The following is a 16,476-nucleotide window of genomic DNA, read 5'->3' as shown; positions in this document are numbered from 1 at the left end:
GCATCGTGACGGAGACCGTCGTGCCCGTCCCCGGGACCCGCGCCGCCGCGCCGTCGCTCCTGACCATGAACGGCATCGGCAAGAGCTTCGGCTCGTTCGTCGCGCTTGCCGGCATCGACATCGATTTCGCCGGCGGCGAGGTGCACTGCCTTCTCGGCGAGAACGGCGCCGGCAAGTCGACGCTCTGCAACCTTGTCTTCGGCATCCATCGTCCGAGCGAGGGCGCGATGCGACTGAAGGGCGAAGCCTATGCGCCGAGCGGCCCCAGCGACGCCCTCGCCAGGGGCATCGCGATGGTCCACCAGCATTTCAGCCTGGTCAACGAGCTGACCGTCATCGACAATCTGCTGATGGGCGGCTCGCGCGGGCGGCTCGACCGCAAGGCGGAGGCCCGGCGGATCGAGGCGCTGGCCGAGGAATTCGGCCTGGCGCTCGCGCCCTTCGCCACGGTCGGCGACCTGTCCGTCGGCGAGCGGCAGCGCGTCGAGATCGTCAAATGCCTGATGCGCCGGCCGCAGGTGCTGATTCTCGACGAGCCGACGGCGGTGCTGCTGCCCGACGAGATCGGGTCGCTGCTGACTGTCTGCCGGCAGGTGGCCGACAGCGGCTGCGCCGTGGTGATGGTCACGCACAAATTGGCCGAGATCGAGCGCGTCGCCGATCGCGTCACCGTGCTGCATCGCGGGCGCGTCAGCGCCCGGTCGGATCGGCCGGCGGAAGAGATCCCGGCACTGGTCTCCGCCATGATTCAGCGCCCGGCCGCGCGGTCCGGCGAGGCCGTGGTCGGGGCGATCGCCCTGGCAAAACGCAAGCCGGCCGGGCCCCGCCCGCCGGCCGGGGAAGCGATGCAGCTGGATGGCGTCTCCTTCGACGACCGCACCGGCGTGCGCCGGCTGGACGCCGTCACGCTCAGCATCGAGCGCGGCGAGATCGTCGGTGTCGCCGGCGTCGAGGGCAACGGCCAGAGCGAGCTCGGCGCCATCCTCGCCGGTCTCGCCCGGCCGACCGACGGCCGCTGGTTTGCCGGCGGCCGCGACCTCACCCAGGCAAGCCCGCGCGAGATCACCCGCAGCGGCGTCGGCATCGTGCCGGAAGACCGGCACGCGGTCGGCTCCATCGGCAAGCTCTCGCTCGCCGACAATTTGTTCCTGAACCGGATGCGGCAATTCTCGCGTCTCGGGCTGATCGACCGCCGACGCCAGATGGAGAAGGCGCGGGACTACATCCAGCGCTTCGACGTGCGGGCGGCGGGCGCGACGGTGGCGTTCGGCAGCCTTTCCGGCGGCAACCAGCAGAAGGCCGTCCTCGCGCGCGAACTGACGACGCCGAATCTCCGCTTCCTGCTGGCGGCGCAGCCGACGCGCGGCCTCGACATCGGCGCCATCGAGACCGTCTACGGATTGATACGGGACGCGGCCGAGGAGGGCGTCGGCGTCCTGCTGGTCTCCTCCGAGCTCGACGAGCTGATCGCGGTGGCCGATCGCATCGTCGTCTTCTATCGCGGCCGGATCGCCGGCGAATACCCTGCCGACCCGGTCCACCGGGAGGCCATCGGCACCCTGATGTCGGGAAGGTCCGCATGAGCGTCGCATCTCGATCCGCAGCCCCGCCCCGGCTACCGCCCGGGCTGGCGGGCCTCCTTCTGCCGGTCGGCGCGGTGCTGGCCGCCTTCGCCGTCGGCGCCGTGGCGATCATGGCGCTGGGCGTGCCGCTCGGAGAGGCGTTGACGGCCTTCTGGCGTGGCGCCTTCGGCAATGCCTATGCGATCTCCGCCTCGATCAATCGCGCGGTCGCGCTGGCCCTGGTCGGCACGGGCTTCGTGTTCGCCGCGCGCGCCGGGCTCACCAATGTCGGCGGGGAGGGACAGATCGCCGTCGGAGGCGTCGCCGCGACGGCGATCTGTCTTGCTCCCGGCATCGCCGATCTGCCGCTCGGCCTTGCCTTCCTCGTCCCCCTCCTCGGCGCGACCCTGGCCGGCGGCGTTTGGGGGGCGCTCGCCGGCTTCCTCAAGGTGCGGGTGGGCACCAACGAGGTCATCTCGACGCTGCTCCTCTCCTTCATCGCGGTCTGGCTGCTCTATTGGTCGGTCCAGTCGGAGGCGCTGCTGCGCCAGCCGATGACCAGTTCGGCGACCCTGCCGGAATCGCTGCCGATCCCGGTGACGACGCAGGTGCCGCTGCTCACCGGCTCCTACAGTTCCCCGGTGACGCTCGGCCTGCCGCTGCTCGTCGTCATCGCCGCCGTCACCGCCCTCGTGCTGTCGCGGTCCATATTCGGCTTCCAGCTGAAGGCGGTCGGGCTCAATCCGGTTGCCGCGGCCCGCGCCGGCATTGCGGTCGGCGCCAGCATCGTCACCGCCCTGTTCCTCGCCGGCGCGATGGGCGGCCTTGCCGGCGGCCTCATGCTGCAGGGCGAGCAATATTCGCTGAAGGCGGGCTTCTCCTCCGGCTACGGCTTCGACGGGCTGGTGGTCGGCCTCCTGGCGCGGAACTCGATCGCCGGGGTGATCGCCGGCGCGCTGCTCTTCGGTTTCCTGCGCTCGGGCGGCATCTCGATGGAGATGGGCGCCTCGGTTCCCTCCGCGCTCATCGATGTGCTGCAGGGGCTGATCGTGGTGACGATCGCCGGCGCCGCCTACTATGTCGACAGGGGAGATCGCAAGTGACGCTCGAACTTGTCGCGATATTCCTGGCGTCCAGCTTCCGCCTCGCGATTCCGCTCCTGTTCGCGGCCACGGGCGAGCTCGTGTCGGAACGGGCCGGCGTGGTGAATATGAGCATCGAGGGCATGATGCTCGCGGGCGCCTTCGGCGGCGCAATCGGCGCCGCGATGACCGGATCGCCCCTGCTGGGGCTCGCCTGCGCCGTTCTCGCGGTGCTGCCCGTCGCCCTGCTGCAATCCGTGCTCACCAATACCCTTCGCGCCAACCAGATCGTCACCGGCATCGGCATCAACATTCTCGTGCTCGGGCTGACGACGCTCGGCTATCGCGAGTTTTTCGGCGCCCGCTCGCGCACGACGATTCCCGGCTTCGACGCCTGGCCGGTTCCCGTTCTCAGCGATCTGCCGCTCGTCGGCCCGCTGTTCCAGCAGATAGGGATGGCCTGGCTCGCCATCGCCATCATCCTCGCCGTCGGCGCGGTGCTGACGATGACGGGGCTCGGCATCACGCTCCGGGCCGTCGGGGAAAACCCCCAGGCGGTCGCCAAGGCAGGCCGATCCGTGCTCGCCCTCCGTCACGGCGCGGTACTGTTTGCCGGCATCATGTCGGCGCTCGGCGGCGCCTTCCTGTCGATCGGCGACATCCATACCTTCACGGAGGGCATGACCAACGGCGCCGGATACCTCGCGATCACCGCCGTCATCTTCGGCAGCTGGAAGCTCGGCCGCACCGTGATGGCGTGCCTGCTGTTCGGAGCCGCGACCGCGCTGCAGTTCCAGTTGCCGGCGCTCGGCCTCGGCATCCCCAATGCACTGCTGATCATGCTGCCCTACCTGCTCGCCTTCCTCGCGGTGGCGGGCCTGGTCGGACGGCAGACCGCGCCGCGGGCTCTCGCCCAGCCCTACTGGCCGTGAAAGCACCCACGCGGAGCGCACCGGCCCCCATCAGGGGATCCGCCTCCCCGAGCCGTGCGGCTTTCTCGGGACTCTCGTCGCCGAACCGGCTCTTCGCGCGCGTCTTCGACACGTCGCGTTCGGTGTTGACCGGCGCCACATCCATGCCCGCGACGCGGGCGGATTGAGCCGCACGACGGTGCCGGCACGACATGAAACGGGTTCGGACCCGCTCCCTGGTGGCTCACCCCGTCGTTCGGTCTTGATCCGGCGGGGCGGAAGGGCCGAAGGCGAGGCGCAGGGCATAGGCCCGAACGTCCTCCGGCCAGGCGGCGATCCGCTCCTCCATCGCCGGCCGGTCATCCGCGAAAAGGGCGCGCGTCGCCTCCTCATAGCCCGGCAGATCGCCGGCGATCGCGTGGATGAACCGATACGCGGCCTCCTGCGCCGCCCGCCTTTGCTGGCGCGGATGCACCGTCTTGCGGGCATCGTCCACGAGACGCCTCAGTGTCGCGGAGGCGCCGCCCGGCTGGGCCGCCAGCCACTCCCATTGCCGTGGCAGCAAGGTCACTTCGCGGGCGACGACTCCCAGCTTCGGCCGCCCGCGCCCCCGCTGCCCGTCCTCCGTCGCCCCGGCGTCGGGGGCGGCGCCGGCTTTGGGCCGATAGCGCCCCTCGGGGGTTTTCGCAGGGGTGGCCAGCCGCTCGAGGATCTCCGCATCGCTGCCGCGCAGATCGAGATCGATCACGCGGCCCGTCGCGTCGTCGAACACAAGGACCGGATCCGCCGTCCCGGCCGCTCGTGCGATCGCAAGGGCCACCTCCGGCAGCGGGCCGGAGGACATCAGTCGCGGGCCGGTGAAGGCCGTACAAAGTGTGGTCTGGAACATGTCGCGCTCACCAAATGGGATTGCGCGATTAATATCCGGGTGAAATATCTTCGTCAATTACACCCGGATGAAATATATTCCTTCCGACTGAAGGCCTCTGAATCCCGCCATTTCGGGGCATTGAAAGCGCATGGCGAAGTAAATCGGCACGTCGACGGGCCGCGTGGGTCGGCGAGCGGGAGCCTGCCCGCCTTGCGGCAATATTGGCGGATGCCGTCTTCGCCTCGATTTCCACCCCGCGACGTCGGAGGCCGCACGGACAGCCACGGCTATCCGCGCAAGGAGCGTCCGCGCCTCCGGCTCCCGCCTGCCGGCTCAAATCCGGCCGAGCGTGCCGTTCGCGACGAGTTCGTCCACGGCCGCCATGAGCCGGGCCTCGGCGGCGGCGGACAGCGCGCCGACCGGCGGCAGCGAGGTGCCGATCGGCAGGCCGATCAGCGCGAAGGCGCGCCGCACCGCCTCGGGAAACTGCTCGGCGAACAGCGCGTCCATCAGCGGGTGCAGCCGGCCCTGCATCGCCAGCGCCTCCTTCGCCCGTCCCTGTTCCGCCAGTTGCTGCACCTGCCCCCAATAGCCCGGCAGCAGCGAAGCCGAGGTGAGCACCCCGCCCTTGGCGCCGAGCAGCACCTGCTCGACGAACAGCGTGTCCTGGCCGGACAAAAGGCAGAAGCGCTCGCTGACCAGCTGGGCCAGCTGGGCGAAGTGATAGAGATCGGTGCTGGAGGCCTTCATGCCGACGATCAGCCCCTCCCGCTCCAATTGGGCGATGGTGGCCGGGGCCGTCACCATGTTGGTGCGGTAGGGGTTGTCGTAGAACACGACCGGCAGCTTCAGCTCCGGCACCAGCGCCCGGAAATAGCGCAGCGTGCCCTCCTGGTCGGGCCGGGCGTAATAGGGCGGGATCACCATCAGCCCGTCGGCGCCGGCCTCGCGATAGGCGCGCCCGCTCTCCAGCGCGCCGCCGAGGCCGGGGTCGAGCACGCCGGCGATCACCGGCACCCGGCGCGCGGCGGTGGCGACCGTCACCTCGACGATGCGCCGGCGGGTGGCGAGGCCGAAGGAATTCGCCTCGCCGGTGCCGCCGACCGGCACCAGGCCGGAGGCGCCGTTGACGATCTGGTAGTCGACGATGGCGGCCAGTTTGGCCTCATCGATCACCCCATCGTCCCGCACCGGCGTCGGGAAGGCGGGGATCAGCCCGCGAAACATCAGCTCTGCCATTGCCGCCTCCTTCAGCCGAGATTGATCCAGGTCGCCTTCAGCTCGGTATATTTCTCCAGCGCGTGCAACGACTTGTCGCGCCCGAAGCCGGATTGCTTGAAGCCGCCGAACGGCGAGGAAATGTCGCCATGGTCGAAGCAGTTCACCCACACCACGCCGGCCCGCAAGGCCGAGGAGGCCTTGAACGCCTTGTTGATGTCCCGAGTCCAAACCGCCGCCGCAAGCCCGTAGGTGGTGTCGTTGCCGATGCGGATCGCCTCGTCGATATCCTTCGCGGCGATGGTGGCGAGCACCGGGCCGAAGATCTCCTCGCGGGCGATGGTCATGTCGCTGGTGACGTCGTCGAACAGCGTGGTCTCGATGAAGCAGCCATCGGCGACGATGCGCTTGCCGCCGAGCCGGAGCCTGGCGCCTTCCGCCACGCCCTTCTCGATATAACCCATCACCCGCTCGGTCTGGCGGGCATCGACCATGGCGCCCATCTCGGTCGCCGGGTCGAGCGGATCGCCGACCCTGATGGCGCCGCCGACCTCGATCACCTTCTCCACGACCCGGTCCTTCACGCTCTCCTCGATGACGAGGCGCGAGCCGGCGTTACACACCTCGCCCTGATTGTAGAAGATGCCCCAGGCCGCCGAGGTGGCGGCGGCGTCGAGGTCCGGCGCGTCGGCGAGAATGATGTTCGGGCTCTTGCCGCCGCATTCCAGCCCGACCCGCTTCATGTTGGACTGGCCGGAATATTGGAGGAAATACTTGCCGACCTCGGTCGAACCGGTGAAGGCGACGGCGTCGACGTCCATATGCAGGCCGAGCGCCTGGCCGGCGGTCTCGCCGAAGCCCGGCAGCACATTGAACACCCCGTCGGGGATGCCGGCCTCGCTCGCCAGCGCCCCGAGCCGGATGGCGGTGAGCGAGGACTGCTCGGCCGGCTTCAGGATCACCGAATTGCCGGCGGCAAGGATCGGCCCGAGCTTCCAGGCCGCCATCAGCAGCGGGAAGTTCCACGGCACCACCGCGGCGACGACGCCGAGCGCCTCGCGGCGGATCAGCGAGACGGCGGTCGGCGCAGTCGGAGCGATTTCGTCATAAACCTTGTCGATGGCCTCGGCGTACCAGTCGATGCACTGCGCCGACAGCGGCAGGTCGACGGCGAGGCTGTCGCGGATCGGCTTGCCCATGTCGAGCGTCTCGAGCAGCGCCAGTTCCTCGGTGTGATCGGCGATCAGCGCGGCGAAGGCCTTGAGCCGCTTCTTGCGCTCGCGCGGCGCCATGCGCGACCAGGCCCCGCTCTCGAAGGCCGCCCGCGCCACCTTCACCGCGCGATCGACATCCTCCGCGTCGCAGGCGGCGATCTGCGCCAGCACCTTGCCGCTGGCCGGGTTGATGCCGTCGAACAGCTTGCCGGACAGCGCCGGGACATAGCGCCCGCCGATGAACGCCTGGCCGTTGAGGGAAAGCGCGGCGGCACGGGCGTGCCAGTCGATCGGAGCGGACATGATGAGCATTCCTGGAAGGAGGGCCGGCGACGCGTGACGGCCCCGGACGATGCGCCCATGATAGGGAGCGTTTTCATCGGCCTCTACATCTTTTTTGGTTTTCTGAAAAATGAATTGGCTTCTTCGCCAGATGCGGCTATCGCTATACACTGTGAAAACCTGCCTCCTGGGCGGGGCCACCGGTCGGATGAAAACGGATTTTTCCCCTCCATGTCGCCCATGAAGATCGTTGACGACGCCGCACGCCTGCCGGCCGGCATGAGCAATCCCGACGACGAAACCCAGAAGCTCGGCCAGCGGATCCGCGATTTGCGGCTCAAGGCCGGCATGACCCTGTCCGATCTCGCCAAGGGGACGGGCGTGTCGATCGGCACGCTGTCGCAGCTGGAGCGCGGCCTCGTCTCGCCGACCGTCCGCACCGTCTACACTGTCGCCAACGCGCTCGGCGTCATGCCGGCCTGGCTGATCGACCCCTCGCAAAGCCCCGTCCAGACATCGGAAAGCCGTTACGTCGTCAGGGCCGGCCAGCGCTCCCGCCTGCTCGACATCGACGGCATCCGCAAGGACATCGCCTCGCCGGCGGCGAGCGAGCGGCTGCGCGGTTTCTTCATGGTGATCCAGCCCGGCTGCAATTCCGGCGCCCAGCCCTACTCGCACAAGGGCGAGGAGATCGGCTTCCTTTTGTCCGGCTCGCTCGAGCTGCAGATCGACGGTGAGACCTTCAGCCTCAACGAGGGCGACTGCTTCGCCTTCTCCAGCGACAAGCCGCACCATTTCGCGAATCTCGGCACGCGCCCGGCCTCGGTGTTCTGGGTGAACGCCGATATTTAGCGCGTTTAGTTTTCAGAATTCTGAACTTTAACATTGAAGTTCTGAAAACCGACTGTCATAGTCCGGCCATGCCCCGCGGGGCGACGGCGAGCAGCCTTCCGAAGGCCGCCCGGCAACCGAAGGACGCGCCGCCCTTGGCTCAATCATCGGCTCACTCATCCTCCGCATCGGACCTCAGCCCCTGGACGGCCCTCCTGCTGCTGGCGCCGCTGACCGCCGTGATGCTGCTCATCCTCATCTACCCGCTGGGCCTGACGGTCTGGACCAGCCTCTATAATGGCCGGTTCTCCTTCGACGCCTATGTCGAGCTCGCTTCCTCCACGCTGTTCCTGCGGGTGCTGCGCAACACCTTCGAGATCGCCATCGGCGGCACGCTGGTCAGCCTTCTGTTCGGCTATCCGGTGGCGCTGCACCTCGCCGCCCAGCCGCCGCGCAAGCGCACCGCCTATCTCATCATGGTGATGCTGCCGTTCTGGACCAGCATTCTGGTGAAGAGCTTCGCGCTGGTGGCGGTGTTCGGCAATCAGGGGCTGATCAACCAGTTTCTCGGCGTCGTCAGCGGCGGCACGCTCAACGTGCCGATGATGTTCAACCGCGTCGGCGTCATCCTCGGCATGATCAACTTCCTGCTGCCCTTCATGATCCTGTCCATCCTCGGCAGCCTGCTGGCGCTCGACCGCCGGCTGATCCTCGCCGCCGAGACCATGGGCGCGGGCCCGCTGCGCATCTTCTGGAAGATCACTTTGCCGCTCAGCCTCCCCGGCGTGCTGGCCGGCGTACTGATCAACGTCACGCTGTCGATCGGCATGTACATCACCCCCGCCCTGCTCGGCGGGCGGCAGGACATGATGGTCGCCAACCTCGTCGACTTCTACACCCGCCAGACGCTGGACTGGACCGCCGCCTCGGCCACCGCCGTGGCGCTGCTCATCCTGTCCGGGCTGCTGGTCGCCCTGCTCGGCAAGGTGCGCGGCGCGTCCGGCCTCGCGGGAGCCGGCGCATGAACGAGCTGTTCGGTTCCAGCCGCCTCGCCCGCGGCCTCGTCTCCTCCATGGCGTGGCTCTGCTACGCCTTCCTGCTGGTGCCGAGCCTGATCGTCATACCCATCTCCTTCGGCAATCCCGGGCAGATCGAATTCCCGCCGCGGCAGTTCTCGCTGGAGCTCTACCGTCAGTTCTTCACCGACGCCGCCTGGTGGGGTTCGACGGTGCAGAGCCTCATCGTCGCCTGCCTGACCACGCTCGCCACCCTCGTGCTCGCCGTGCCCGCCGCCTATGCGCTGGCCCGCTCGCGGCTGCCGGGACGCGGCGGCCTGCAGGGCCTGTTCATGATGCCGATGCTGGTGCCGGTCATCGTGCTCGGCCTCGGCCTCTACCTGCAATATTCGAACTGGGGCCTGCTCGACACCACCGCCGGACTGGTGCTGGCCCATGTCATGCTGACGACGCCCTACATCATGGTGTCGGTGATGTCGGGCCTCAGCCATTCCGACGTGGCGCTGGAAACGGTCGCCTCGATCATGGGCGCCTCGCGGCTGCGCATCTTCTTTCGCGTGGTGCTGCCGCAGCTCAAGACCTCGATCGCGGTGGGGGCGCTGTTCGCCTTCCTGATGTCGCTGGACGAGGTGGTGGTCGCCTATTTCCTCACCGGCACCGACAGCATGACGCTGCCGGTCAAGATGTACTCCTCCATCCGCTGGGAGCTGACGCCGGTGCTGGCGGCGGTTTCCACGCTGCTCACCGTGCTCTCGCTCCTGATCGCCCTCGGGATCATCGCGATGCAGGGCAAGACCGAGGCCTCCCAATGACCGCCAGCTCCACCCCCGCCATGGTCGAGCTCCAGGGCGTCGCCAAGCGCTATGGCGAGGTCAACGCCCTGCACCGCGTCGACCTCTCCATCGCCAAGGGCGAGTTCGTCACCCTGCTCGGCCCCTCCGGCTCCGGCAAGACGACGCTGCTCAACCTGATCGCCGGCATGATCACGCCAAGTTCCGGGCGCATCGTCATCGACGGCCGCGACGCCACCACCCTGCCGACCAACAGGCGCGGCCTCGGCATGGTGTTCCAGAACTACGCCCTGATGCCGCACATGACGGTGTTCGAGAACATCGCCTTCCCGCTCGAGGTCCGCCGGCTGTCCAAGGCGGAGATCAAGCGCAAGGTCGGCGAGGCGCTGGAACTGATCCAGCTCGGCCATGTGGCGAACCGCAAGCCGCGCGAACTCTCCGGCGGCCAGCAGCAGCGCATCTCGCTGGCGCGCTGCATCGTCTACAACCCGGCGCTGATCCTGATGGACGAGCCGCTCGGCGCGCTCGACAAGAAGCTGCGCGAGCAGATGCAGCTGGAGATCAAGCGACTGCACGCCGAGCTCGGCATCACCATGCTCTACGTCACCCATGATCAGGACGAGGCGCTGACCATGTCCGACCGCATCGTGTTGATGAATGGCGGGCGCATCGAGCAGCAGGGCACACCGGACACGCTGTATTTCCGCCCGGAGACGGTGTTCAGCGCCGAGTTCATCGGCTCGTCCAACCTCATTCCCGGCACGGTGGAGATCGGCGCGGACGGCGCCTATGCGCTGAACACCGCGCTCGGCCGCTTCGCCGCCCCCGCGCCCGAGCGGGCAATGAAGGCCGGCGAACCCGCCGTGCTGCTGGTGCGGCCGGAAAACATGGCGCTGGCCGCCACGCCGACGCCGGCCGGCGTCGACGGCCATATCGAGGATTCCATCCTGCTCGGCGGCGTGGTGCGCCATTTCGTGCGCTGCGCTGATGGCTCCAGCCTGATCATCCAGGAGCTCAACCAGCCCGGTCGCCCCGGCGCGCATCGGGGCGAGGCGGTCCGCGCCGCCTGGCAGCCGCAGCACGGCCGTCTTCTCCCGCCGGCGCCGGCCGGCTGAACGACGATCCAACAAACACGAGAACAAGAGGGGACGTGCCTATGACCAAGACGACGCTCATCACATCCCGCCGCGGCGTCCTGCGCGGCGGTGCCGGCCTCCTCGGCCTCCTCGCGGCGCCGGCAGTGTTCACCGGCCGGGCGGCGGCCGCCGACACCACGCTGACCGTCACCTCCTGGGGTGGCGACTACAACAAGTCAGTGCGCGAGGTGTTCGCCGACCCCTTCACCGCCGAGACCGGCATCAAGGTGACGCTGGTCGACAATGGCGACATGGCCAAGGTGAAGGCGCAGGTGCAGGGCAACAACGTCCAGTGGGACGTGATCGACGCCCCCGCCGCCTTCGCCACCTCCGGCGCCCGCGACAAGCTCTGGGAAGAGCTGGACATGGGCATCATCAAGCCGGGTGAGCTCATCGCCAAGCCGGCGGCCGACTACATGCCGATGTATCTCTATTCCGGCGGCATCCTGTGGGACGACAAGCGCAACCCGGACGGCAAGCACCCGGTCGACTTCGCCGGCTTCTATGATTTCGCGAAATATCCCGGCCGCCGCGTCATGCGCTCGCTCGCCTCCGAGACGCTGGAAGTGGCGCTGGTGGCCGACGGCGTGGCGCCGAAGGACCTCTACCCGCTCGACGTCGACCGCGCCTTCGCCGCGCTCGACCGCATGAAGCCGCACGTCTCGAAATGGGCGGCGACCACGCCCGACCAGGTGAATGCCGTGGTGCAGAACGAGGGCGACTTCTCCTACAGCTACTTCAACCGCGTGAAGTCGGCGCAGAAGGCCGGCGCCCCGCTCGCCTTCTCCTTCGAGCAGACCGTCAACTCGCTCGACTATTTCGCCGTCCCCAAGGGCACGAAGAACAAGGAAGCGGCGATGCGCTTCATCGACTTCTGCCTGCGGCCCGACCGACAGGTGGCCTGGTCGGTGCGCGGCTACTACCTGCCCAACAGCGTCGCGGCGATGGACGAGGTGAAGAAGTCGCCCTCCGGCGATTTCCTGCCCGACCTCACCAACGGCAAGAACGTCATCGTCAACTCCCAGTGGTGGGGCGAGAACTACACGGCGGTGCAGAAGCGCTACGCCGAGTGGATGCTGATCTGATCGTCCACCTCATCGGCCCCCGTCCCGGCCGCCGGGACGGGGTTTGTTTTTCCGCGTGCCTTCCTCCCGCCGCCCATCCGGTACGAATGCCATGTCCGCCCAAACCGCCGCCGACGCATCTTCCAACGCCGCCTTCCTCGCCGAGCTGAAGGCGATCGTCGGTGAGCGCTATGTGCTCACCGACGCCGCCGACACCGCGTTGTTCCTCACCGACCATCGCGGCCGCTACCACGGCAAGGCGCTGGCGGTGGTGCGCCCCTCCTCGACCGCCGAGGTGGCGAAGGTGGTGAAGGCCTGCGCCGTGGCCGGCGTCGCCATCGTGCCGCAGGGCGGCAATACCGGCCTGTGCGGCGGCGCCACGCCGCTGGAACCCCGCCCCGCCGTGGTGCTGCGGCTCGACCGCATGAATCGCATCCGCGCCGTTTCCCCGGCGGAGGAGACCATCACGGTGGAGGCGGGCTGCATCCTCGCCGACATCCAGGGGGCGGCGGCGAAGGAAGGCCTGCTCTTCCCGCTCAGCCTCGGCGCCGAGGGCAGCTGCCAGATCGGCGGCAACATCTCGACCAATGCCGGCGGCATCGCCGTGCTCAGATATGGCAATATGCGCCAGCTGGTGCTCGGCCTCGAAGTGGTGCTGGCCGACGGCACCGTGCTCGACGGGCTGCGCCGCCTGCGCAAGGACAATGCCGGCTACGACCTCAAGCAGCTGTTCATCGGCGCGGAAGGCACGCTCGGCGTGGTCACGGCGGCGGCGCTGAAGCTGTTTCCCGCCATCCGCTCGCGCTCCATCGCCCTGATGCAGCTCGCCAGCGTCGAGGACGCGCTCGCCCTGTTCGCCCGTGCCCGCGCGGTGTTCGGCGAGCGCATCTCCAGCTTCGAGATCATCGGCTCGTCCTATATGGACTTCGTGCTGCGCTACGTGCCGGGCACGGTGATGCCCTTCGCGCAGAAATCGCCTTGGTACCTCTTGATCGAGGCCGGGGATTCCCAGCTCGACGCCCCGCTCGCCGCGGCGATGGAGGGCTTCCTCGCCGATGCCTTCGAGGCCGGGCTGATCAGCGACGCCACCATCGCCGCCAGCCTCGCGCAGGAAGAGGCGATCTGGAAGCTGCGCCACGGCGTCACCGGCGAGTTCAAGCTGGCCGGCAAGACCATGTCGCACGACACCTCGGTGCCGGTGGCCGAGCAGCCGGCCTTCGTCCGGCGCGTGGAGGCAGGCGTGCTGGCCGCCTATCCAGACGCCAATGTGATGTCGGTCGGCCATATCGGCGACGGCAACATCCATGTCGTGGTGCTGTTCCCGCATGAGCGTTTCGCAACCTCCGAGGAGTTCGAGGCCGCCTCCGACGCCATCGACGTCATCATCGACGACGTGGCGATGGAGCTCGGCGGCTCGATCACCGCCGAGCACGGCGTGGGCACCACCTATCGCAAGCGCCTCGCCCGCACCAAGAATCCGGCCGAGCTGGCGCTGATGCGCCAGATCAAGGCGGTGCTCGATCCCGAGAACCGGATGAACCCCGGCAAGCTGTTCCTGCCCGACGCGGCCGCCTGATCCGGCCGGTCAAGGAACCCGCCATGCTGTCCACCGCTCTCAATGTCGAGGATGTCCGCAGGCTGGCGCGCCGCCGGCTGCCGCGCGGCATCTTCGATTATATCGACCGCGGCGCCGAGGACGAGGTCGGCCTCGCCCGGCTGCGCCGCGGCTTCGATGAACTCGTCTTCCACCCCCGCATCCTCGTCGACGTCTCCCGGCGCGACCTGTCGGTCCGGCTGTTCGGCCACGAGCAGCCGCTGCCGCTCGTCATCGCCCCGACGGCGGCGGCCGGCCTCGCCTGGCACCAGGGGGAGATCGAGCTCGCCCGCGCCGCCGCAAAGGCCGGCATACCCTTCACCATCGCTACCGAATCCATCACCGAGATGGAGCGCATCGTCACCGAAAGCCGGGCCCGGCTGTGGTTCCAGCTCTATATGTGGCAGGCGCGCGATCTCTCCTACGCGCTGATCGACCGCGCCTGGGCGAGCGGCATCGAGACGCTGGTGCTCACCGTCGACACGGTGGCCAACCCGATCCGCGAATATAACGCCCGCAACGGCTATGCGGTGCCGATCCGCGCCAGCCTCAGAGGCGGGCTCGACATGCTCACCCATCCACGCTGGGTGGTCTCGGTACTGCTGCGCTACCTGATCGACGAGGGCCTGCCGACCTTCCGGCACTATCCCGAGGGCCTGCGCGCCAGCATCACCCGCAGCAAGCCCTGTTCCGAGGTCCGGCTCACCGATGCGCTGGGCTGGGACGATTTCCGCGAATTACGCCGGCGCTGGCGCGGACGGCTGATCCTCAAGGGCGTGCTGACCGCGGGCGACGCGGCGCGCGCGGTGGAGGCCGGCGCCGACGGCATCGTCGTCTCCAGCCATGGGGCACGCAATCTCGATGCCGCCATCCCGCCGGTGCGCGTCCTGCCCGCCATCGCCGAAGCGGTGCGCGGGCGCGCCACCGTGCTCGCCGACAGCGGCGTGCGGCGCGGGACCGACGTGCTCAAGCTGATGGCGCTCGGCGCGGATGCCGTGCTCATAGGCCGCGCGCCGCTCTATGGCATCGCGACGGCCGGCGAGGCCGGGGCCAGCCATGTGCTCGACCTGCTGCGGCGGGAAATGCTGGCGACGCTCGGTTTCCTCGGCTGCCCCCGTCTCGACGCGCTCGATTCCTCCTTCGTGTCTTATGAGAGAAGCTGACCGGCCATCGCCGTCCCGAAAGATCGCCTCATGACCCTCGCTCGGCCGCTGCCCCCCAATGTCTACCAGCTCGACGCCCCGCCCGCGCCGGATACCCCGCCGCTCGACGGTTCGCGCCGCGCCTCGGTGGCGATCATCGGCGGCGGCATCGTCGGATTGACCACCGCCCTGCATCTCGCCGAGGCGGGCACCGACGTCGTGGTGCTGGAAGCCAACGAACCGGGCTGGGGCGCCTCCGGCAATAATGGCGGCCAGCTCAATCCCGGCCTCAAATTCGATCCCGACACCATCGAGCAAACCTGGGGACCCGAGCTCGGCCGGCGCATGGTGAGCTTCGCCTGGGACACGCCGACCCGCGCTTTCGAGCTGATCGAGCGGCTCGGCATCGCCTGCGACGCCCACAGGGGCGGCACGCTGCGCGCCGCTCGTAGCGCCAAGGCGCGTGGGGCGGTGGAGACGACCGCCCGGCAGTGCATGGCTCGCGGCATGCCGGTCGACTGGCTCGCCCGAACACAGACGCAGGCGGTGACCGGCACGCCGGCCTATCACGGCGCGATGCTCGACACGCGCGGCGGCAATCTCAACCCCCTCGCCTATTCGCGCGGCCTCGCCCGCGCCGCGCTCGCCGCCGGCGCCCGCATCCATGGCGGCACCCCGGCCACTGCGCTGCGCCGCACCGCCGCCGGCTGGTCGGTCGAAACCCCGGCCGGCACTGTCGAAGCCGAGAAGATCCTCATTGCCACCAACGGTTTCACCGACGATCTGTGGCAGGGCCTGCGCCGCACCATCGTGCCGGTGTTCAGCGCCATCGCCGCCACCGGGCCCCTGAGCCCGGCGCAGCGTGACGGCATCACGCCGGACCGGCCCTCGGTCTATGAGAGCGGGCGCATCACCGTCTATTACCGCATCGACGCGCAGGGCCGCCTGCTGATGGGCGGCCGTGGCCCGATGCAGCCCATCGCGACGCCCGATCCCATCGCCTATCTCACCGATTACGCGGTCGAACTCTGGCCGCAGTTGAAGGGCGTGCGCTGGACCCATGGCTGGAATAGCCAGCTCGCCATGACCAAGGATCACTGGCCGCACATCCACGAGCCGTCGCCGGACGCGCTGATCTATCTCGGCTGCAACGGCCGCGGCGTGGCGCTTGCCACCGCTCTCGCCGCCCAGCTGGCCGGCCGGCTGCTGCATGGCGGCGGCTTCCGGCTCGACCTGCCGGTGGTGACACCCAAGCCGATCGCCTTCCATGCCTTCTGGCCGCTCGGCGTGCGCGCCGCGGTGCTGCATGGCCGCCTGATGGACCGACTCGGCCTCTAGCGCCAGGACGTCGCGAACGGAAGCGACGCTTTCCGCCCACCATATCGAACCCGGCCGATCCGTATCCCCCTCTCGACGGGATCCGGGTGAGACCGGGCAATGACCGGTGAAAAACGCCCGGAGAAAGCGGCCGTCACCCGCCACCGAGCGGCGCGGCGCCACCGGCCGTGCATGCGAACCCGCTCGTCCCGCCAGCCATCGTCTCGGGATCCGGCATCCCCGCCCCCTGAAGTTCATCGAGCGGATCATCACCCGGGAGGCAAGGCGCCGATGCCTGCGCCCTTCCCCGGAGATCTGCCGACCGGACGCCACCCCACTGCGTTGAAATTCCCCGGGATACGTTTCATCGAGCCGATCCGCCGTTTCATCGAATGATCGTTGCCGCTGAGTCCGCACTGCTGATACCGCTGAATGCAAAAGCAAA

General features: G+C 68.7%; 14 protein-coding genes. 11 read left to right on the top strand and 3 right to left on the bottom strand.

The window, feature by feature from the left end:
* Positions 1–5 precede the first annotated feature (5 nt).
* The 3 genes from KHC19_RS09410 to KHC19_RS09400 are packed head-to-tail and all read left to right on the top strand — an operon-like array spanning position 6 to position 3,576.
* Complete coding sequence (locus KHC19_RS09410; RefSeq protein WP_343207683.1) at positions 6–1,583, top strand: ABC transporter ATP-binding protein; 1,578 nt, start codon at positions 6–8, stop codon at positions 1,581–1,583.
* Complete coding sequence (locus tag KHC19_RS09405; protein ID WP_213352099.1) at positions 1,580–2,665, top strand: ABC transporter permease; 1,086 nt, start codon at positions 1,580–1,582, stop codon at positions 2,663–2,665. The genes KHC19_RS09410 and KHC19_RS09405 overlap by 4 nt, the downstream gene beginning before the upstream one ends.
* A complete protein-coding gene (locus tag KHC19_RS09400; RefSeq protein WP_213352098.1) occupies positions 2,662–3,576 on the top strand; it encodes an ABC transporter permease in 915 nt (304 codons plus the stop codon). The genes KHC19_RS09405 and KHC19_RS09400 overlap by 4 nt, the downstream gene beginning before the upstream one ends.
* 223 nt (positions 3,577–3,799) lie before the next feature.
* Here KHC19_RS09400 and KHC19_RS09395 read toward each other — a convergent pair whose 3' ends face one another.
* From KHC19_RS09395 to KHC19_RS09385, 3 genes are all read right to left on the bottom strand, one after another.
* Complete coding sequence (locus KHC19_RS09395; protein ID WP_213352097.1) at positions 3,800–4,444, bottom strand: DUF2239 family protein; 645 nt, start codon at positions 4,442–4,444, stop codon at positions 3,800–3,802.
* Between the two features lie 315 nt (positions 4,445–4,759).
* Complete coding sequence (locus tag KHC19_RS09390; protein ID WP_213352096.1) at positions 4,760–5,665, bottom strand: dihydrodipicolinate synthase family protein; 906 nt, start codon at positions 5,663–5,665, stop codon at positions 4,760–4,762.
* Positions 5,666–5,676: 11 nt separating this feature from the next.
* On the bottom strand, positions 5,677–7,161 hold the full coding sequence (locus KHC19_RS09385) for an aldehyde dehydrogenase (RefSeq protein ID WP_213352095.1): 1,485 nt from the start codon (positions 7,159–7,161) through the stop codon (positions 5,677–5,679).
* A 219-nt stretch (positions 7,162–7,380) separates the two neighbouring features.
* Here KHC19_RS09385 and KHC19_RS09380 point away from each other — a divergent pair, with 219 nt between their 5' ends.
* The 8 genes from KHC19_RS09380 (at position 7,381) to KHC19_RS09345 (ending at position 16,052) form a co-directional block, all read left to right on the top strand.
* A complete protein-coding gene (locus tag KHC19_RS09380) occupies positions 7,381–7,992 on the top strand; it encodes a cupin domain-containing protein (RefSeq protein ID WP_213352094.1) in 612 nt (203 codons plus the stop codon).
* A gap of 134 nt (positions 7,993–8,126) precedes the next feature.
* Positions 8,127–8,996 carry an ABC transporter permease gene (locus KHC19_RS09375; protein WP_246548561.1) on the top strand — a complete coding sequence of 290 codons (870 nt, stop codon included), beginning with the start codon at positions 8,127–8,129 and terminating at the stop codon, positions 8,994–8,996.
* Positions 8,993–9,799, top strand: a complete 807-nt coding sequence (locus tag KHC19_RS09370) for an ABC transporter permease (protein WP_213352092.1) — start codon at positions 8,993–8,995, stop codon at positions 9,797–9,799. Before KHC19_RS09375 ends, KHC19_RS09370 begins: the two co-directional genes overlap by 4 nt.
* A complete protein-coding gene (locus KHC19_RS09365; protein ID WP_213352091.1) occupies positions 9,796–10,893 on the top strand; it encodes an ABC transporter ATP-binding protein in 1,098 nt (365 codons plus the stop codon). The genes KHC19_RS09370 and KHC19_RS09365 overlap by 4 nt, the downstream gene beginning before the upstream one ends.
* Before the next feature lie 41 nt (positions 10,894–10,934).
* Complete coding sequence (locus KHC19_RS09360) at positions 10,935–11,999, top strand: polyamine ABC transporter substrate-binding protein (RefSeq protein ID WP_213352090.1); 1,065 nt, start codon at positions 10,935–10,937, stop codon at positions 11,997–11,999.
* Between the two features lie 91 nt (positions 12,000–12,090).
* Positions 12,091–13,554 carry an FAD-binding oxidoreductase gene (locus KHC19_RS09355; RefSeq protein ID WP_213352089.1) on the top strand — a complete coding sequence of 488 codons (1,464 nt, stop codon included), beginning with the start codon at positions 12,091–12,093 and terminating at the stop codon, positions 13,552–13,554.
* A gap of 23 nt (positions 13,555–13,577) precedes the next feature.
* Complete coding sequence (locus tag KHC19_RS09350; RefSeq protein WP_213352088.1) at positions 13,578–14,735, top strand: alpha-hydroxy acid oxidase; 1,158 nt, start codon at positions 13,578–13,580, stop codon at positions 14,733–14,735.
* Between the two features lie 30 nt (positions 14,736–14,765).
* Positions 14,766–16,052: an NAD(P)/FAD-dependent oxidoreductase gene (locus KHC19_RS09345; RefSeq protein ID WP_213352087.1), complete on the top strand. Its 1,287-nt coding sequence runs from the start codon at positions 14,766–14,768 to the stop codon at positions 16,050–16,052.
* Positions 16,053–16,476: the final 424 nt, after the last annotated feature.

This window comes from Ancylobacter oerskovii, from assembly GCF_018390555.1.
Classification (GTDB): domain Bacteria; phylum Pseudomonadota; class Alphaproteobacteria; order Rhizobiales; family Xanthobacteraceae; genus Ancylobacter; species Ancylobacter oerskovii.
Note: the sequence above shows the minus strand (reverse complement) of the source record. Positions and strands in the feature narration are given on the sequence as shown.